This window comes from Streptomyces sp. NPDC020996 (assembly GCF_040641355.1).
GTDB lineage: Bacteria > Actinomycetota > Actinomycetes > Streptomycetales > Streptomycetaceae > Streptomyces.
In genome coordinates this window covers 90,326-108,246 of sequence record NZ_JBFADM010000021.1, presented here as the reverse complement: position 1 = coordinate 108,246, position 17,921 = coordinate 90,326, and the positions used below count along the sequence as shown (strand labels likewise).

At 71.9% G+C, this 17,921-nt stretch carries 21 protein-coding genes; 13 read left to right on the top strand and 8 right to left on the bottom strand.

Annotated features, from left to right (window positions below; all coding sequences use genetic code 11):
- Positions 1-62: 62 nt before the first annotated feature.
- Positions 63-1,031 (bottom strand): NADP-dependent oxidoreductase, encoded by a 969-nt coding sequence (locus AB0G63_RS17500; RefSeq protein ID WP_360750746.1) that lies wholly within the window; start codon positions 1,029-1,031, stop codon positions 63-65.
- Between the two features lie 71 nt (positions 1,032-1,102).
- On the opposite strand from AB0G63_RS17500, the gene AB0G63_RS17495 reads away from it, so the two are divergent.
- Positions 1,103-2,053 carry a helix-turn-helix domain-containing protein gene (locus tag AB0G63_RS17495; RefSeq protein WP_360750744.1) on the top strand — a complete coding sequence of 317 codons (951 nt, stop codon included), beginning with the start codon at positions 1,103-1,105 and terminating at the stop codon, positions 2,051-2,053.
- A 111-nt stretch (positions 2,054-2,164) separates the two neighbouring features.
- Positions 2,165-3,016, top strand: coding sequence for a hypothetical protein (locus tag AB0G63_RS17490; RefSeq protein ID WP_360750742.1), 852 nt, complete (start codon positions 2,165-2,167; stop codon positions 3,014-3,016).
- A gap of 4 nt (positions 3,017-3,020) precedes the next feature.
- Here the strand turns inward: AB0G63_RS17490 and AB0G63_RS17485 are convergent, their stop codons facing one another.
- Both AB0G63_RS17485 and AB0G63_RS17480 read right to left on the bottom strand, forming a co-directional pair.
- Positions 3,021-3,584, bottom strand: a complete 564-nt coding sequence (locus AB0G63_RS17485; RefSeq protein ID WP_351891180.1) for a TetR/AcrR family transcriptional regulator — start codon at positions 3,582-3,584, stop codon at positions 3,021-3,023.
- Positions 3,581-3,943, bottom strand: coding sequence for a DUF1304 domain-containing protein (locus tag AB0G63_RS17480; RefSeq protein WP_360750740.1), 363 nt, complete (start codon positions 3,941-3,943; stop codon positions 3,581-3,583). The genes AB0G63_RS17485 and AB0G63_RS17480 overlap by 4 nt, the downstream gene beginning before the upstream one ends.
- Before the next feature lie 449 nt (positions 3,944-4,392).
- Between AB0G63_RS17480 and AB0G63_RS17475 the strand changes: the two genes are divergently transcribed.
- Genes AB0G63_RS17475 through AB0G63_RS17455 form a run of 5 tightly spaced genes read left to right on the top strand, consistent with a single transcriptional unit; the run spans position 4,393 to position 8,695 of the window.
- A complete protein-coding gene (locus AB0G63_RS17475; protein ID WP_360750738.1) occupies positions 4,393-6,078 on the top strand; it encodes an ATP-binding protein in 1,686 nt (561 codons plus the stop codon).
- 5 nt (positions 6,079-6,083) lie between these two features.
- Positions 6,084-6,494, top strand: coding sequence for a roadblock/LC7 domain-containing protein (locus AB0G63_RS17470; RefSeq protein ID WP_360750736.1), 411 nt, complete (start codon positions 6,084-6,086; stop codon positions 6,492-6,494).
- Positions 6,491-6,862, top strand: coding sequence for a DUF742 domain-containing protein (locus AB0G63_RS17465; RefSeq protein WP_324788161.1), 372 nt, complete (start codon positions 6,491-6,493; stop codon positions 6,860-6,862). Before AB0G63_RS17470 ends, AB0G63_RS17465 begins: the two co-directional genes overlap by 4 nt.
- Positions 6,843-7,448 (top strand): ATP/GTP-binding protein, encoded by a 606-nt coding sequence (locus tag AB0G63_RS17460; RefSeq protein WP_324788162.1) that lies wholly within the window; start codon positions 6,843-6,845, stop codon positions 7,446-7,448. Before AB0G63_RS17465 ends, AB0G63_RS17460 begins: the two co-directional genes overlap by 20 nt.
- Positions 7,445-8,695 carry a cytochrome P450 gene (locus AB0G63_RS17455; RefSeq protein ID WP_360750733.1) on the top strand — a complete coding sequence of 417 codons (1,251 nt, stop codon included), beginning with the start codon at positions 7,445-7,447 and terminating at the stop codon, positions 8,693-8,695. Before AB0G63_RS17460 ends, AB0G63_RS17455 begins: the two co-directional genes overlap by 4 nt.
- Positions 8,696-8,801: 106 nt before the next feature.
- On the opposite strand, the gene AB0G63_RS17450 is transcribed toward AB0G63_RS17455, so the two are convergent.
- A complete protein-coding gene (locus AB0G63_RS17450) occupies positions 8,802-10,310 on the bottom strand; it encodes a hypothetical protein (protein WP_360750731.1) in 1,509 nt (502 codons plus the stop codon).
- Between the two features lie 649 nt (positions 10,311-10,959).
- Here AB0G63_RS17450 and AB0G63_RS17445 point away from each other — a divergent pair.
- A complete protein-coding gene (locus AB0G63_RS17445; RefSeq protein WP_360750729.1) occupies positions 10,960-11,352 on the top strand; it encodes a VOC family protein in 393 nt (130 codons plus the stop codon).
- Between the two features lie 113 nt (positions 11,353-11,465).
- Here the strand turns inward: AB0G63_RS17445 and AB0G63_RS17440 are convergent, their stop codons facing one another.
- Entirely contained in the window at positions 11,466-11,768 is a 303-nt protein-coding gene (locus AB0G63_RS17440) for a DUF4235 domain-containing protein (protein ID WP_324788166.1), read from the bottom strand.
- Positions 11,769-11,861: 93 nt separating this feature from the next.
- Positions 11,862-12,875 (bottom strand): glutathione S-transferase C-terminal domain-containing protein, encoded by a 1,014-nt coding sequence (locus AB0G63_RS17435; protein WP_360750727.1) that lies wholly within the window; start codon positions 12,873-12,875, stop codon positions 11,862-11,864.
- 158 nt (positions 12,876-13,033) lie between these two features.
- Here AB0G63_RS17435 and AB0G63_RS17430 point away from each other — a divergent pair, with 158 nt between their 5' ends.
- Positions 13,034-14,002, top strand: a complete 969-nt coding sequence (locus AB0G63_RS17430; protein ID WP_360750725.1) for a cation diffusion facilitator family transporter — start codon at positions 13,034-13,036, stop codon at positions 14,000-14,002.
- 70 nt (positions 14,003-14,072) lie between these two features.
- Here the strand turns inward: AB0G63_RS17430 and AB0G63_RS17425 are convergent, their stop codons facing one another.
- The gene (locus tag AB0G63_RS17425; protein WP_360750723.1) at positions 14,073-14,519 is read right to left on the bottom strand and encodes a nitroreductase family deazaflavin-dependent oxidoreductase; all 447 of its coding nucleotides are present in this window, start codon (positions 14,517-14,519) and stop codon (positions 14,073-14,075) included.
- A 296-nt stretch (positions 14,520-14,815) separates the two neighbouring features.
- Between AB0G63_RS17425 and AB0G63_RS17420 the strand changes: the two genes are divergently transcribed.
- Positions 14,816-16,015, top strand: coding sequence for a cytochrome P450 (locus AB0G63_RS17420; protein WP_360750721.1), 1,200 nt, complete (start codon positions 14,816-14,818; stop codon positions 16,013-16,015).
- A 12-nt stretch (positions 16,016-16,027) separates the two neighbouring features.
- Positions 16,028-16,222, top strand: coding sequence for a ferredoxin (locus AB0G63_RS17415; protein WP_360750719.1), 195 nt, complete (start codon positions 16,028-16,030; stop codon positions 16,220-16,222).
- Positions 16,223-16,224: 2 nt separating this feature from the next.
- Here AB0G63_RS17415 and AB0G63_RS17410 read toward each other — a convergent pair whose 3' ends face one another.
- Positions 16,225-16,776 (bottom strand): TetR/AcrR family transcriptional regulator, encoded by a 552-nt coding sequence (locus tag AB0G63_RS17410; RefSeq protein WP_360750758.1) that lies wholly within the window; start codon positions 16,774-16,776, stop codon positions 16,225-16,227.
- Positions 16,777-16,892: 116 nt separating this feature from the next.
- Here AB0G63_RS17410 and AB0G63_RS17405 point away from each other — a divergent pair, with 116 nt between their 5' ends.
- Positions 16,893-17,351, top strand: a complete 459-nt coding sequence (locus tag AB0G63_RS17405; RefSeq protein WP_360750717.1) for a nuclear transport factor 2 family protein — start codon at positions 16,893-16,895, stop codon at positions 17,349-17,351.
- Positions 17,352-17,360: 9 nt separating this feature from the next.
- A complete protein-coding gene (locus tag AB0G63_RS17400; RefSeq protein WP_360750715.1) occupies positions 17,361-17,906 on the top strand; it encodes a flavoprotein in 546 nt (181 codons plus the stop codon).
- Positions 17,907-17,921: the final 15 nt, after the last annotated feature.

The window sequence follows — 17,921 nt, the reverse complement described above, 5'->3', positions numbered from 1 at the left end:
GGCCGCCCCCCCCCCCGCGGGGCCCCGCCCCCGGGGGGGGCGGCCCACGCTCGGGCTCCGGGTCAGTCCATGAGCAGGACCAGCTTGCCGGTGGTCCGTCCGGTTTCGCCGAGGGCGTGCGCCCGCGCGGCGTCGGCCAGCGGGAAGGTCTCGGCGACGGTGGCGCGCAGCCTGCCGGACTCCACCAGTTCCGCGATCGCCCGCATACCGCCGTGCGAGGAGTCGACGAGCATCCTGAGCGCCCGGACGCCGAGCCGCTCGGCCTCCTCGTAGAACTCGTTCGAACCCACCGGCAGGATCGAGACCACGAGCCCGCCCGGACGCAGCACCCGCAGCGAGCGCACGGAGGTGTCCCCGCCGATCGTGTCCAGGACGACGTCGACGTCCTTCACGGCCTCGGCGAAGTCCGTCGCCCGGTAGTCGATCGCCTCGTCCACGCCGATCCCGCGCAGGAAGTCGTGCTTGCCCGCGCTCGCCGTGCCGATCACGTACGCGCCCCGCGCCTTGGCGATCTGCGTGGCCACGTGCCCCACCCCGCCGGCCGCCGCGTGGATCAGCACCCGCTGCCCCGGCCGCAGGTCCGCCGTCTCGACCAGGGCCTGCCAGGCCGTCAGGGAGACCAGCGGCAGGGCGCCCGCCTGGACGTGGTCGACGGCGGCCGGCTTGTGCGCGAAGACGCGGGCGGGAGCGGTGACGTACTCGGCGTGCGATCCGTGCCCGTAGGGATAGGACAGCATGCCGAAGACCTCGTCGCCGGGCCGGAAGCGGGCCACGCCGACGCCGACCGCCTCGACCACGCCGGACACGTCCCAGCCCAGCACGAAGGGCGGCTCGCCGAGGAAGCCGCCGGTCGCGCGGTGCTTCCAGTCGGTCGGGTTGACGCCGGCGGCGCGCACCCGGACCAGCACCTCGTTCGCGCGCGGCTCGGGCCGGGGCAGCCGCACCTTCTTCAGGACCTCGGGACCGCCGAGGACGTCCTGGCTGATGGCTCGCATGGTGTTCTCAGTGCTCACAGTGCTCACAGTGCTCATGGTGGACCAGCCTGCCGGGGTCCGCCCGTCAGGAAAATGGCACGATGGTCAATGTCCGATAGGATCGTGCCATGCGGCGTGTGGAACGGGTCGTGGTTCTGGCCCTCGACGGTGTGTACCCCTTCGAACTCGGCATCCCCAGCCGCATCTTCGGCGCCGCCGACGGCCGGTACGAGGTGCTGACCTGTTCCGTGGACGGCGGTCCGGTGCGCACCGCCTCCGACTTCACCGTCACCGTCGAGCACGGCCCGGAGGCCCTGGCCACGGCGGACACGGTGGTGATCGCCTCCGTGGTGTCCTCGTGCATCCCGGCCGAACTGCCCGCCGAGGTGGCCGCCGCACTCGCGCGGATCCGCCCCGACGCCCGCATCGTCTCGATCTGCACGGCCGCCTTCCTGCTCGCCGCGGCAGGGCTCCTCGACGGCCGGAAGGCCACCACGCACTGGCGGCTCGCCGATCTGTTCCGGCGCCGGTACCCGCACATCGACCTCGACCCGGACGTCCTCTTCGTCCAAGACGGCCGCATCCTCACCTCTGCCGGAGCCGCCTCCGGCGTCGACGTGTGCCTGCACGTGGTGCGCAGCGACCACGGCAGCGAACTGGCCAACTCGGTGGCCCGCAACTGCGTGGTGCCGCCGTTCCGGGACGGCGGCCAGGCCCAGTACATCGAGCAGCCGGTCCCCGCCGGCGACGCCACCGGCACGGCCGCCACCCGGGCGTGGGCGCTGGAGAACCTCGACCGGCCGCTCACCCTGACCGAGCTGGCCGGCCACGCCCGGATGAGCCTGCGTACCTTCGCCCGCCGCTTCCACGACGAGGTCGGCCTCAGCCCAGGCCGCTGGCTCATCCAGCAGCGCGTCGCCCGCGCCCGCCATCTGCTGGAGTCCAGCGACCTGTCCGTCGACCAGATCGCCGGCCGCGTCGGCTTCGCCACCGGCGCCTCCCTGCGCCAGCACCTGCACGCCGCGATCGGGGTCTCCCCGCAGGCCTACCGGCGGACCTTCCAGGCGGCCCCGCGATAGCCGCGCTGCCCCGCGTCCCGCTCCGCCGTGGACGTTCCGGCCCGCCGCGAACGTTCCGTCCGGCCGCCGCGTCGTAGGAGCATGCAGCGGCGAAAGGACACTGGAGTGGGGATGCGAGCGGGGCTCGTGACGGTGGCGGTGCTGGTCGCGTCGGCGGCCGTGGCGTGCGGTGATGACCGGCCGGATCTCGTCGTCGACGGCACCCCGCCGGCGACGCCGTACGGCGGACCGCTGCACCTGCCCGCCGAGCGGCCCGACGGGGAGGGCGCGCGCGGCCTGCCCGGCCGGGCGGGCGCCGCAGGCCGGGCGCTGGAGTGCGACGGGGAGATCTACTCGGGCGGCGCCGCGGACCCGTGGGGACGGGGCGACGGAGGAACGACGCCGGAGGAGGGCCTGCGGGCCTACTTCGACATGGACCAGCCCGGCGTCCCCCGCCACGGCTACCGCGTGGAGCGCCGGGAGAAGGGCCGCGTGCTGTACTCGTTCGACGTGGACGGCAGGACCAAGGTCGCCGTCGTGGTCGCCGAGGACCGGCCCGGCAGGCCCGGCTGGGGACCCGAGACCAGTGCCTCCTGCGATCCGGCCGAACTGCCGGCGAGCTTCACCGACACCCAGGAGTACGAGGTCTGGACCGACGGCGACGGCGAGCGGGTGCCGGTCGCACGGCTCAGCAGCTCCGCCGGCGCCGCCCACTGCGACTGGCAGAAGGCCCACTTCCTGTCGCTGGGACAGGGCGAGGACGGCAGGACGTACGCCCGGGACCCGGACCGGGTGCTGCCGCGGGGGATGCTCACCTCCCCGTACGACGGTGACGTACCGTTGCCCGCCGGCGCCCACGACACCGGATACCGCCTGCGCGAGCGGCAGTTGTGGCTGACGGACGATCCGTCCCGGGTGTACGTGCGCACCTCCCGGGGCGTCGAGGCCTGGCCCCTCGTCAAGCCGGACACGGGCTGCAAATGAGCCGTCAGCGACTGGCGTGCAGCGCGACGAGCAGCTGCCACACCTGGTCGGCGATCTCTCCGGCGTCGGCCGCCAGCAGCCCGTGCAGCCAGTCGGCCAGCACCCCGGCGAAGGTGGCGGCCACCGCGGAGGCGACCAGCGGGGCGTCCGCGGCGCCCGCCAGTTCCCGTTCGCGCAGACTGTAGGCCCGCAGGTCCCGGTGCAGCACGTGGCCGAGCGGGCCGCCGCCGCCCGGGCTGAGCAGCGTCCGGTACAGGCCGGCGAGCGGGGCGAGCGAGGCGAAGAACTCGCCCAGCGCGGGCGGCGCGTGCACCGGGTCGGGCCTGCCCCGCCAGGAGTGCAGCGCCTCCACCGCCTCCCGTACGACGTCCGCGCAGGCGTCCACGGCCAGTGCCTCCAGGTCGGCGTAATGGAGGTAGAACGTGGCCCGTCCGACGCCCGCCCGGCGCACCAGCGCGGCCACGCCCACGTCGGCCAGCGGCCGCTCGGCGCATTCCGCCAGCAGGGCCGCCCGCAGCCGCGCCCGGGTACGCGCCGCGCGTGGGTCCTGAGGCGTGGGGCGGGTCATCCCGCGACGAGCACGGCGGCCAGGGCCAGGGCTCCGGGCAGGGCCTGGGCGACCAGGATGCGGCGGTTGGCCGTGGCGGCGCCGAAGACGCCGGCGACCACGACGCAGCACAGGAAGAAGACCTGGGCGCGGAATCCGGTCGGATCCGCGGCGATCAGCCCCCAGACCAGCCCGGCGGCGAGGAAACCGTTGTAAAGCCCCTGGTTGGCGGCGAGCGGAGCGGTCGCCCGTGCCATTTCGGGGCCGAACCCGTGCAGCGCCCGGCCGGGCTTGCGCTGCCACAGGAACATCTCCATCACCAGGATGTATGCGTGCAGCGCGGCCACCAGACCGACCAGCACATGCGCGAGCGTCTCCACACCGGACTCCTTTTTCTGGACAGGTGTCCATCCTAGCTGGGCAGGTGTCCAGGAAAGTGCGAGGGGGTGGATCGGCGCCGTGCACGCCCGCCGGGCGCGCTGACCGGCGCATATGCCTCCGCCAACCGCCATGCGCGACCGCCCCGGCGGCAGCGGTCAGGACCCGTCAACGACGGTCGGAGGCGGGCGCGCTGATGGTTACTCTCCGGCAAGGCCGCAGGTCCGCATAGGTATTTGTCGACCGCCGGAACCTGTCCGAGAGTGACGGAACCCTCACTTCCGTCGGACCGCCAGTTTGATCCTTTCGGGTTCTTACCCGATAAGCTCCCCTGCGTCACTACGAGTTGATGCGGCCTCCTGTCGCCCTTCTCGTGGTGCGTACTCATGAGTGCGGTCCCCCACGCCCTTGCATGCCCCCCCGTTCGATCGTGTTGCTTCGAAGGATGCAGATGGAACTCGCCACTCCGCCGCCGGCGGCGCGGGCCCCTGTCGCCTGGTACAGCTGGTGGCTCATGCCGCTGGCTTTAGGCGGCGGGACGGTTGCCGCCACATTCATGAGCTCCGAGCAGATCGGCGCGGCCGTCGCCGGAGCGGCGGCGACCACCGCCAGTGCCGTGTGCGTACGGCTGCTGCTGCGCACCCGGAGCCAGCTGGGCCGTGCGGAGGGCTCCTTCCGCGCCGCGCAGGCCGAGCACTCGCAGCAGTGGCAGCAGCACGTGGCCGGCCTGGAGCGGAAGTTCGCCGCCGAGCGCGCCGCCCAGGAGGCGCAGGCCGCCGACCGCGCCGGCGCCTACCAGGCGCAACTCGACGAGCAGGCCCAGGAGTACCAGGCACGCCTCGCCGAACAGGCCCAGTCCTACGAGGCGCAGCTCGCCGAGCAGGCCGAGGCGTGGAAGGAGCGGCTGGCCGATCAGCGGGCCGCGGTCTCCCGGCTCGCCGTCGAGCAGCTGCCCGAGGCACTCCGGCGGCTGCGCGCCGGCGACGCCGTCGAGGACCTGCTGCCGGCCCGCGACCAGCACGCCAAGATCGGCGCCGATCTCCAGGCCGACCTGCGCAAGGTGCTGCGCACCGCCCTCATCGGCGTGGAGGAGGAGTTCAACCGCTCCACCGCCGCCGAGCAGGCCGTCATCAGCATCGGCAACCGTATCCACGTGCTGACCAGCAAGCTGCGCGGCCGGCTGCACGAGATGCAGGGCGAGCACGGCCGGCTGCCCTCGGTGGCCCGTGGTCTGATGGAGCTCGACCAGGAGATCGGCCCCGCCGACTGTCTCGCCGCCAGCATCGGCGTGCTGGGCGGATCCGACCGGCCGGGCAGGCAGTGGCAGGAGCCGCAGCGGCTGCTGAGCGTGGTGCGCGGCGGCATCGGCCGGATCAAGGACTTCCACCGGGTCGAGGTGCGTCATCTGCCCGAACTCGGCGTCGACGGCGGCCTGGTCGACCACCTCACCCTGATCTTCGCCCACCTCCTGGACAACGCGGCCCGCTACTCGCCGCCCACCGAGCCGGTCGTCGTGTCCGGCAAGGAGGTGCCGAACGGTGTCGGCATCGAGATCCAGGACTCGGGCAAGGGCCTGAGCGAGGAGAAGCGGCGCGAGGCCGAACAGGCCCTCGCCGGCACCGGGGAGGGGCCGGGACTCGGCGGCATCTCCGAGGACGCCACCATCGGTCTGCGTGTCGTCGGCGCCCTCGCCCGCCGCTACGGCGTCCGCGTCACCTTCGCGGACTCGCCCTGGCTCGGCACGTCGGTAGTGGTCGTGGTCCCGCACAAGTACTTCAGCCCGCTGTCGGCGGCCGTCACGGCCACCCCCGCTCCGGCCGTCCAGCCCGCGCAGTCCGCCACGGCCGCGCCGTCCCCGGAGGCGGCCGGCGTCACGGCCGCGGCGGCGACCGCCGAGGCCGTGGAGACCACGCCCGGCGGACTGCCCCGTCGCCGCAGCAGGCGGAACGACGCACAGGCGCAGTCGGTCCAGCGCGCCGAACGGACCGACGACGTCGACGTCGCCGCCGTTCCGCCGGACGCGTCCTTCGCCGGCCTCGCCGCCTTCGCCACCGCAGGACGCGAGTCCGCCGAGGCCGGCGAAGGGCCGACCGCCGGACGCGAGTCCACCGAGCACCGCACTGAAGAGAGCGACTAGTCCACATGACGCAACAGGGAACCGACGTGAGCTGGGCGCTCCGTGATCTCGTGGAGTCCATCCCGGAGATCCGCTTCGCCCTCGTGGCCTCCAGCGACGGCAAGGCCATCACCTCTTTTGGCGCCGACGACCCCGACGACGTCGACCGCTTCGCCGCCGTCGTGGCCGGCCTGCAGGCACTGGCCCAGCCGGTCGCCGAGCAGTTCCCCAAGTACGCGGGGCAACTGCGGCTGGCCATGATCGAGGTCGACGGCGGGCACCTCTTCGTCGTACGCGCCGGTGTGGAGACGTATCTGGGCGTCCTCGCGAGGGAGGGCCTCGACCAGGGCCTCCTCGGACACCAGATGAGGGATCTGGCCCGCCGGATGGGTGAGCTCCTCGGCACCACTCCGCGCCTGGAGGAGCACTCTGGATGAGTGCTCCCCGCCGGCCCACGGACCCGTCCGGTCTCGAGCGCTACTACGTCCTCACCCGAGGACGTAGCGGACCGGGCGGTTCGGCGTCGAGCCTCGACGTGGCGACCCTCATCGTCTCCCGCACCGCCCCCGTACCGGGCATGCAGCACGAGCACGAGGAGATACTCCGGCGCTGCCGCGATCCGCTGTCGGTCGCCGAACTCGGCGCCCACCTCGGTTTGCCCTTCAACATTCTCGCGGTGCTGCTGGCCGATCTGCTCGAGGCAGGCCGCGTCGAAGCCCGCGACCCCATCCCGGCGCACGCCGTCGGCCGCGGGCCCGACCTCGCGCTCCTTGAGGAGGTACTCAGTGGACTTCAAAGGCTTTGACCACCCCGGCCGACCGGACGCCGGGGGCACCCGTTCGGTGAAGGTGATGATCGCCGGCGGCTTCGGCACCGGGAAGACCACGATGGTCCGCTCGGTCAGCGACATCAAGCCGCTGACCACCGAGGAGACCCTCACCCAGGCGAGCGCCGACGTCGACCACCTCATCGGTGTCGCCGACAAGACGCAGACCACCGTCAGCCTGGACTTCGGCAAGATCAGCCTCAACGACAGCCTGATGCTGTACCTGTTCGGCACCCCCGGGCAGGAGCGTTTCTGGTTCCTGTGGAACGGCCTGTTCAAGGGTGCGCTCGGCGCGGTCGTCCTGGTCGACACCCGGCGCCTGGCCTCCAGCTTCCGGGCGATCGAGGAGATGGAGCGCCAGAACGTCCCCTTCGTGGTGGCCCTGAACGTCTTCCCGGACTCCAAGGACTACCCGGTCGACGAGATACGGGACGCCCTGGACATACCCCCGCACACCCCGGTGGTGTCCTGCGACGCCCGTGACCGTGCCTCCAGCCGTGACGTGCTCGTCGCGCTGATCCGTCACCTGAAGGACCGCTCCGCCGTAGCACTGGAGCCCCGATGAACGACCAGACCTTAAACGGTCCCGACACCCCCCGCGGCTGCCCCTTCGCCCACGGCGGGGCCGACCTCATCCGGCTGTACGGCCCGGAAGCGGCCACCGACCCGCAGGCCATCTACGAGCGGCTGCGCAAGGAGCACGGTTCCGTCGCGCCGGTGCTGCTGGAGGGCGACGTGCCGGCCTGGCTGGTGCTCGGCTACCGGGACAACCGGCGGGTGCTGGACAACCCCCGCCAGTTCAGCCGGGACGCCCGCATCTGGCGGGACTGGCGGGAGGGCCGTATCCCGGAGACCTCGCCGCTGGTGCCGATGGTGGGCTGGCGGCCCGACTGCGTCTCCCAGGACGGGGAGCCGCACCGCAGGCTGCGCGGGGCGGTCACCGACGGGCTCCTGGCCGCCTCGAGCCGCGGTGTCCGGCGGCACGCCACGTACTTCGCGAACAAGCAGATCGACGCGTTCGCCGACGCGGGACGCGCCGACCTGGTGGCGGACTACGCCGACCACCTGCCGATGCTCGTACTCACCCGGATCCTGGGCCTTCCCGCGGCGGACGGCCGGCGCCTGGTCGAGTCCTGCGCCCAGGTCTTCAAGGGCGGCGAGGACGCCCTCGTACACAACGACCGCATCATGCAGATCCTGGGCGAACTCGCCCAGCGCAAGCGGTCGGAACCGGGTTCGGACTTCACCACCGCCCTGCTGGAGCACCCGGCGGGCCTGGACGAGGACGAGGTCGTCAGCCATCTGCGCCTGGTGCTGATCGCCGCGCACACCACGACCAGCAACCTGCTGGCCCGGGTGCTGGAGCTGGTCCTGACCGACACCGCGCGGCTGTCCGCGCTGATCGGCGGTCAGCTGACCGTGTCGGCCGTGGTGGAGGAGGTCATGTGGGACACCCCGCCGCTGGCCGTCCTGCCGGGGCGGTTCGCCGCCAGCGACCTGGAGCTCGGCGGGCACCACATCGAGGAGGGCGACCTGCTCCTGCTCGGCCTCGCCCCCGGCAACGTCGACCCGGAGATCCGGCCCGCCGACGGCGTCGCGCTCCAGGGCAACCAGTCGCACCTGGCCTTCAGTTCCGGTCCGCACGAGTGCCCCGGGCAGAGCATCGGCCAGTCCATCATCGAGATCGCGGTGGACGTCCTGCTGCACCGGCTGACGGGGCTGCGACTGGCCGTACCGCCGGAGGAGCTCAGCTCGACCGCCTCCACGTGGGAGTCCCGACTGGACAGCCTGCCGGTCGAGTTCGCCGTCTAGGCCACATCATGGGACCGCTGCCCGGCCGGTGACCGGCCGGGCAGCGTCGTTTCGGGGCGCGGCAGACGCCGGCTCACATGCTCAGCAGTCAAACGGCAGCGAGGCGTCAGCCGTCGAGCCAGTCGCCCGCGACGCCCGAGGGACGGTATCCCGTGGCGTTCCAGAGGAAGTGCGGGTGGGCGCAGCCGAACATGTAAGCGAGCAGTGTGGTGTCTTCCCTCCCGGTCTGCGGGTCGTGCAGGGCGTGGAACCTTTCGGCTCCGACTGCGCCGGCGTCCTCCTGGACATGACGAGCGCGGGCCGGGGACGGTGCGGCCATGGATGCCTCCACGGCGGCGATGTAGGTGCGGCGCAGGATCTCCCAGGTGCTGTCGATGTTGCCGTACCAGGGACCGTGCACTGCTTCGAAGGCGTGCAGTTCGGTGTCGAAGAGGGGCCATGCCCGGGGGTGTTGGGCTCGGCAGCGCGCGGACAGCTCGGCGGTCCGGGGGCTCAGTGCGGGTGCGGCGGGCCGCGGCGCGATGGTGAGGGTGGTGCCGTGGGTGAGGATGCCGGCGCACGAGTTGGGCTGCAGGTCGCAGAGCGGGCACCCGTCGGCCGGGGGGAGGCCCTGGGTGATGCCGTCGAACCACAGGGCGTGGCGGCCCGTGAGCCCCATCCAGACGATGGTGGTGGTCATCAGCCAGGTGTTCCACATCGGGGGATGCGCCTCGGGCATGCAGCCGTACTTGACCAGGGCTATGGCGCAGGCGGCGTAGAGGGCCTTGGTGTGGGTCGGCATGTCGGCGAGCCAGAAGTTGCTTATCTCGCCGGTGAGGGCGTCGGCTCGTACGTCCGCCATGTCGTCGATGACGCGGCACAGCAGCAGGGAGGCGAGGTGTTCTTCCTGCCAGAGTTCCGTGTCGGGCGAGACGTGCCAGAACAGGCAGTCCAGCATCTGCAGGAGTGAGTAGGTGCTCTGGCCGAGCGGGTTGCTCTGCGGAAGCGTGACGTTGCCCGTGTCGTGCTGCTGGAGCCAGTACTCGTCGACGGATCGCTTGTGGGCTGCGAAGAGCCCGCAGACCAGGGCCCGTGCGCTGTTGGTGCTGAAACTCTCGGCCAGGCGGCCTTCGACGAGCTGGGTGAGGCGCGTGGTGTCGATGGTGTCGATCACGCGCTTGTATTCGTGGAAGACGAGGATGTCGTCCTCGAAGCGGTGGCGGTGGCCGAGGTCTCGTTCGAGGTCGTTCATCTGCCGGGTCCAGGACCATCCACCGGTCAGGACGCTGTCGAGTTCCCGGCGGTACGGCCAGGTCTTGACGGTGAGGGGACGGCCGGCGCTCTGCCGCCAGCCGTAGTCGTCCAGCGTGCGGGCGGGGGGCGTGGGCAGCCGACTGCACAGCGGGCAGGCGCAGACGGCTGTCTGCTCCTGCTCGCGCGGCGGGGTGAGTGCCCGGCTCCTCCAGGCCCCCTCCAGCATCGTGGAGGTCACTCGGCAGAGCTCGACATCGGTGCTGACTTCGGGGAAGGCCGCTTCGATCATGCGCAGGCCCGCGTCGAGGTGTCTCAGCCTGGCCTGACCCTCCTCGTCGGGCGGCAGGAACGCGCCCGGCGCCAGACGGAGGGCTCCCTCCACATGCAGCGTGGTGCCGTACCGGGGGGCTCCGAATGCGTCCAGCCGCTGCTGAGCGGCGTTCTGGAGCCTCTGGAACTGCTCCGTGCTCCCATTGACGTGGTTCACCAAGAGTCGGGCCAGGGCGTTCCCCGCCTCCGCGGGCTGGAGCTGGGCGCTTGACTGCGCCGGGAGCAAGCTGTCGGCGGACGCCTTCGGAACAGCACCAACGACTCGAGGTTTCACACCGGTTTCCCTTCGAACTGTGTTTCTGGCAGCGGAATCGACCGACCGTGGTCGGTTGGCCGGTCGTGTCCGAGAAGTGCCCCCGGCCGTGCGCGCGGAGGGTCACGTGACCGCCCGTACGCTCGAACTGGGGTTCGGGATAAGAAAGTTGAACCGACAAGCGGTACCAGGCTGCCCAACCCGTAAATGATCAACACGTTACCTGGCGGTGATGTTCGTTACTGCCCGAGCCTCGTGAGTTGCGTAGACTCCCGCCCTTTCCGCAGGTGGGAAGAGCGGGTGCGCGAGGCCGGCGAACGGGAGGGGCGCGAACTGCCCTGCGACGGAGGGCGGTTGACCGCCGACTGAATCAACCGCGCCGGGATATCCGCAAGGTACCGGCGGCGGGACAGCGAAGGCCCGCGCCCCGAACCCTTTCGGAGGAGACATGGCACTGGTGAAAGCGGGCGTCGTGGTGCTCGACTGCGCCGAACCCGAGCGGCTCGCCGTGTTCTACCAGGAGCTTCTGGCGGGCGAGCAGACGGACGCGACCGCCAACCGGGTGGAGATCAGGAGCGCCGACGGCTTCCGGATCGCGTTCCGCCGCGACGTCAACGCGACACCGCCGAGCTGGCCGCGCCCGGAGAACTCCCTCCAGGCCCATCTCGACTTCGTGGTGGAGGATCTGGACACGGTCGAGCGCAAGGTCGTCGAGCTCGGCGGCCGCCCGCTGGAGACGCGGGACGCGTCCGGCCCGTTCGAGGAGCGCGGCTACGCCGATCCGGCCGGCCACACCTTCACCCTGCGGCGCGTCCCGTCGACCGCGCCGAAGCAGGGCTGAGGCCTGTCGCGGAGGCGTCGTCGTCGCGGCAGGCGCCACTTGCGCGACGGGCCCCGAGCCGCGGGCACGTACGGCCCGCGGCGCGGGGGGAGGCTCCGCTCAGTCCCGGCCGCTCAGTCCCGGCCGCCCTTGTCGGTGGCCGGCCAGACGCCGGTCGAGCGTTCGACGGCCTTGGCGCCCGCGCGGTCGGCGGCGCTGCGCACCACGGCGAAGAGGGCGCCCTGGACCGCGGCGGCGAGCAGCACCTCTCCCCAGCCCCGGTCGCGGTCCAGTGCGTCGGGCGCGTCCTCCTCGTGCCGGACCGCCATCCACACCTTGCGGAAGGCGACCCCCGCGAGGGCGCCGCTCGCCCAGCCCAGGGCGAAGCCGAGCGGCTTGTAGGCGAGGGGCAGTTTGAGCTTCTTCTTCTTGGCCACGTGTCTCTCCTAGTCGTGGGCCAGGGCCTTGCCGGTGGTTCAGGGCCTTGCCGTGGGCCAGGTCCTCGTCGTGGGCCAGGTCCTTGCCGTGGTTCAGGGCCGTCCCCGTGCCGGAACCTCCTCGTCGGCCGGCACGGGGCCCGGTGGGGTACCGTCGCCGAACGGCCGGCCGCCGAGTTCCTCCCGGTGATGCGGGGCGAGCCAGCCGGACAGGTCCGGCCCCAGGGGCACGATCCCGGTCGGGTTGATGCCGGTGTGCACCTGGTGGTAAGCCCGCTTGATGTGGTCGAAGTCGACGGTGTCGCCGAAACCGGGGGTCTGGTAGAGGTCGCGGGTGTACGCCCACAGCACCGGGTTCTCCGACAGCTTCCAGCGGTTGCACTTGAAGTGACCGTGGTAGACGGCGTCGAAACGGACCAGGGTGGTGAACAGCCGGATGTCCGCCTCGGTGATCGTGTCGCCGACCAGGTAGCGCTGCCGGGCCAGCCGGTCCGCCAGCGCCTCCAGGCGTCTGAAGACGCCGGCGCACGCCGCCTCGTATTCTTCCTGGCCGGTTGCGAAGCCCGCTCGGTACACGCCGTCGTTGACGTCCTCGTAGACGTCCGCCATGACCGCGTCGATCTCGTCGCGTCGGTCCCGCGGGTACAGGTCGGGCGCTCCCTCGCGGTGCAGGGCCGTCCACTCGGTGGCGAGGTCGAGGGTGATCTGCTGGTAGTCGTTGGTCACCAGCGTCCCGTCGGTCACGTCAACGATCGCGGGCACGCTCACACCGCCCGGGTATCCGGTCTCCCGCCGGTCGTAGGCCTCGCTCAGGAAGCGGATGCCGAGGACCGGGTCGCGCCCGTCCGGGTCCAGGGTGAAGCGCCAGCTCCGGTCGTCCTGGATCGGGTCCACGACGGCGAGCGAGAGCGCCTTCTCCAGGCCGAGCAGGCGCCGCGAGACCAGCGCCCGGCTCGCCCACGGGCAGGCCCGGCTCACCACCAGCCGGTAGCGTCCCGCCTGCACCGGCCAGCCGTCCCGGCCGTCGGCCGTGATCCGGTCGGCGAAGTGGCTCCGGGACCGTTTGAACGGCTTGCTGCCGTAGGCGCTGTTGCCGTCGCCTGCCATGAATGCCTCCTCGTGACGCCCGTGCTCCTGACGGTCGTCTTTCCCGTAGTTCCCCGTAGTTCCCTGAGTTTCCCCGAACTTCTCCGAAGTTCGCCGCGGTTTCCCGAATCGTGCCTCCCGGCCGGTATGCGCGGCGCGGAGCGGGGCAGTCGGCGAAGGTGAGCGCGACATCATCGGACAAGAAGGCAGACCGTCGGACACGCGTCACCGTACTGGTGGCGCTGGTGGCGAACCTGGTGATCGCCGTAGCCAAAGCCGTGGGGGGACTGCTGGCCGGATCACCGGCCCTGCTGTCGGAGGCGGCGCACTCGGTGGCCGACAGCCTGAACGAGGTCTTCCTGCTGGCCGCGCTGCGGCGCAGCCGCCGCCCGGCCGACGAGCGCCACCCCTTCGGCTACGGCAAGGAGCGGTTCTTCTGGTCGCTCCTCGCGGCCGTCGGGATCTTCGTGATGGGCGGCTGCTTCTCCGTCTTCCAGGGCTTCGAGGCGCTGCACAACGGCGCCGAGGAGAAGCTGAGCGGATATGTGGCCGGACTGATCGTGCTGGGGGTCGCCTTCGTGGCCGAGGGCGTCTCCCTGCTGCGGGCCCTGCACCAGGTGCGGCGGCAGGGCGGCGAGAGCGGTCTGCGCGACCCGGCGCTGCGCACCGTGGTCGCCGAGGACGGCACGGCGGTGCTCGGCGTGACGCTGGCCGCCGTGGGCATGGCGCTGCACATGGTGACCGGGCAGGTCGTGTGGGAGGCGTCCGCCTCGTTCGCCATCGGTGCGCTGCTCGTCCTCGTCGCCTACCACCTGGGCCGGGAGGCACGCGACCAGCTGATCGGGGAGGCCGCCGACCCCGAGACGGCGGACCGTATGCGGGCCCTGCTGGAGGCGGAGCCCGAAATCGACAGCGTGGAGGCGCTGTTCACGATGAAGACGGGACTCGACACGGCCTTGGTGGCGGCCCGCGTCGACCTGATGCCCGGTCTGGACAGCGAGCGGGTGGAGGAGGTCGCCGTGCGGATCAAGCGCTCCCTCGCGCGGGCCGTGGCGGAGGCCGACCAGATCTTCCTCGACATCACCGACCGGACGGCGCAGGAGGCACGCGAAAGCCCCGCCGCGACGGGGGAACGCGGCGGGCCCTGACAGCCACGTGCCCGGTGGTGCGGGATATATACGGTCCCCGCGGAAGATTCTTCCGCGGGGACCGCGCACGTCACCCGTCGGCCGGTTCCAGCACGAACACCGGGATCTCACGTTCGGTCTTCCGCTGGTAGTCGGCGTACGGCGGGAAGGCCGCCACGGCCCGCTCCCACCACTCGGCCTTCTCCGCGCCGTGGACCTCACGGGCGACCATGTCGCGCTTCACCGGCCCGTCCTGGAGCTCCACGTGCGGGTCCTGCGTGACGTTGTGGTACCAGACCGGATGCGTGGGCGCGCCGCCCATCGAGGCGACCGCGGCGTAGCGCCCCCGGTGCTCCACGCGCATCAGCGGCGTCTTGCGGATCTTGCCGCTCCTGGCGCCGCGGGTGGTGAGCACGATCACGGGCAGTCCGGTGTCGAGCAGAGTCGTTCCCTCGGTGCCGCCGGAGCTCTCGTACAGCTCCACCTGCTCGCGCACCCACTGTGTCGGGCTGGGTTCGTACTCGCCCTCAAGAGGCATGGCATCCGTCCCATCGTCCGGTCGTACGGCTGACTCGCACCGGTCTCGACACCGGTGCATGCGGTGTTTATCCTGGGTTACTGCTATTTGTCCCGATTAATCCATTCGTCGCCTTTCGTTCTTGTTGATTCTCCCCGACGCACCGCCGACGGGCGCGCGGACGCGACGGGGCGACCGGCGATACCCGGCCAGAATGCGAGCGCCGGTGATCTGGCCGAACTTCTCGTGGCCCCTTGGATGCCCGGGGCATCTAATGAGGGCCCTGCACGACGCGCCCATCGTCTGCGAGGTCTTCCATGACGGAAACGGAACCCGTCGTCTTTCCCCAGGACCGGACCTGTCCCTACCACCCGCCCGCCGCCTACGAGCCCCTGCGCGCCGCACGCCCGCTGGCCCGGGTCACACTCTACGACGGCCGGCCGGCCTGGCTGGTGACAGGGCACGCGCTCGCCCGCGAACTCCTGTCCGACCAGCGCCTGTCGGCGGAACGCACCCACCCCGACTTCCCGTCCCCCACCGAGCGTTTCGCGGCCGCCAGGAAGCGGAGGATCGCGCTGCTCGGCGTCGACGACCCGGAACACCGCACCCAGCGGCGCAGGATGATCCCGGACTTCACGCTCCGGCGGGCCGCCGCATTGCGCCCGCGCATCCAGCGGATCGTCGACGAACGGATCGACGCCCTGGTCGCCCAGGGGCCGCCCGCCGAACTGGTGAACGCCTTCGCGATCCCGGTTCCGTCCATGACGATCTGCGCGCTGCTCGGAGTGCCCTACGCCGACCACGAGTTCTTCGAGGGTCAGTCACGGCGGCTGCTGCGCGGCCCGACGTCCGCCGACATAGCGGACGCGCGTGACCAACTGGACGCGTACTTCGAGGAGTTGATCGACCACAAGCTGCAACAGGCGCGGCCCGGCGACGGCGTGCTCGACGAACTCGTCCACCAGCGGTTGCGCGAGGGGGAGATGGACCGCGAGGACGTCGTCTCACTGGCCACCGTCCTGCTGGTCGCCGGCCATGAGACGACCGCAAACATGATCTCCCTCGGCACGTTCACGCTGCTGCGGCACCCGCGGCGGCTGGCCGAGCTGCGCGCGGACCCCGGGCTGCTGCCCGCCGCGGTGGAGGAGCTGCTGCGCCTGCTGTCGATCGCCGACACGCTGGCGCGCCTGGCGACGCGGGACATCGAGGTGGCCGGGACGACCATCCGGGCGGGTGACGCGGTGCTCTTCTCGACCACGATCGTCAACCGCGACGAGGACGTCTACGGCGATCCCGACGTCCTCGACTTCCACCGCCCGGCCCGCCACCACATCGCGTTCGGCTTCGGCATCCACCAGTGCCTCGGCCAGAACCTGGCCCGCGCGGAGATGGAGATCGCCTTCGGCGCCCTGCTGGCCCGGCTGCCCGGCCTGAGCCTGGCCGCCCCGCCGGAGGAGATCCCCTTCAAGCCCGGCGACACCATCCAGGGGATGCTGGAGCTCCCCGTGACCTGGTGAGGGGCTGAGGCCATGCGCATCGACATCGACAGGGACCTCTGCATCGGCGCGGGCCAGTGCGCCCTGGCCGCCCCGGAGGTGTTCACCCAGGACGACGACGGGCTCAGCGCCCTCCGGCCGGGGCGCGAGGACGGCGGCGGCGACCCGATGGTGCGGGAGGCGGCGCGGGCCTGCCCGGTGGGCGCCGTCACCGTGTCCGGAGACTGAGTTCAGCGGGCCCGCAGCAGCAGGCGTGCCGTCTCGCGCGCCTCCCGCGCGGGCCGCGCGCTGCCCGTGATGCCGGCGGTCACCATGGCGCCCTCGGCCAGCAGGAACAGCTGGCCGGCGAGCGTGCCGGGCAGCCCGGCGTCCGCCACCAGCCCGGCCAGGTAGGCGCGGAACGCCCGCTTGTGCGCGCGGACCTGGGCGGCCACCCGGGGTGAGGTGGCGCCCAGTTCGCCGTAGGAGTTGATCCACGCGCAGCCGCGGAAGCCGTCCTCGCCGAACCACTCGTGGAGCCAGTCGAAGACCGCCAGGATCCGTTCCTCGGGGTCCTCGTGGCGCTCGACGTACGCGGCCAGCCGGCCGCGCCAGCGCTCGTCGCGCCGCTCCAGATACGCCTCGACCAGTTGCTCCTTCGCCGGGAAGAGCTGGTAGAGCCGCTTCAGCGACAGGCCGCAGGCGCCGCGTATCTCGTCCATGCCGACGCACTGCACGCCCCGCCCGTAGAAGAGTCTCTCCGCGGCGTCCAGCGCCTGCTCCCGGGCGGCTGCGCTGTCCATGACGGCCATGTCCGTACGACCTCTCCTTGACGTGAGAACGAGCGTTCTCCTACGGTAGCAGCCAGGCGTGAGAACGAGCGTTCTCCGCTCCGTCGCCCGCCGAGGAGGAGAGCCCCATGGCCGACCGGCCGCCCCTGCCCCCGTTCACCCGCGAGACCGCCGCTCAGAAGGTCCAGGCCGCCGAGGACGCCTGGAACACCCGTGACCCGCACCGGGTCGCGCTCGCCTACTCGGAGGACTCGGTGTGGCGCAACCGCGGCACCTTCCTCACCGGCCGTGCCCGGATCATCGAGTTCCTGACCCGCAAGTGGGAGCGCGAACGGGACTACGCGCTGCGCAAGGACCTCTGGGCGTTCGACGGCAACCGCATCGCCGTCCGCTTCCAGTACGAGTCCCGGGACGCCGACGGCCGCTGGTGGCGCTCCTACGGCAACGAACTGTGGGAGTTCGACCAGCACGGCCTGATGACCCGGCGCGAGGCGAGCATCGACGACGTGCCCATCGCGGAGGAGCAGCGCCGCATCCGCGGCCCGCGGTCCGAGGCCGAGCGCGGGACGTCCTTCCCGCTTCAGTAGGGTTCCGGGGTGATCGAACAGGACGCGAAGCCGGACGAGAAGCCCTTCCTCTACGTCGTCGTCTGCGCCGCCGGGATCGCCGCCGGCGTCGGCGGGCTGATCGCCGCCGCGCAGCGACGGGGCTGGGAGGTCGGGGTGATCGCGACGCCGGTCGCGATGAACGGCTTCTTCGACACGGCGGACGTCGAGACCCTCACGGGCCGCCCCATCCGCTCCGCCTGGCGCACCCCCGGCGATCCGCGCCCCTTCCCGTCGCCGGACGCGGTCGTGGTCGCACCCGCCACCTTCAACACCGTCAACAAGTGGGCGGCGGGCCTCGCCGACACCCTCGCCGTCGCCACCCTCTGCGAGACCTACGGGCTGGGCGTCCCCGTCGCCGTACTGCCCTGCGTGTCCGACGCGTTGGCCGCCCACCCCGCCTATCAGGACAGCCTGATCCGGCTGCGCGCCATGGGCGTCCGGTTCGGCGAACCGTACTCCGGCGAGCCGGACCGGGACGGCGTGCGGCCGGAGTTCGGCTGGGAGCAGGCCCTGGACCTGGTCGAGCGGGGGTGACGGCGGCGCCCGGGA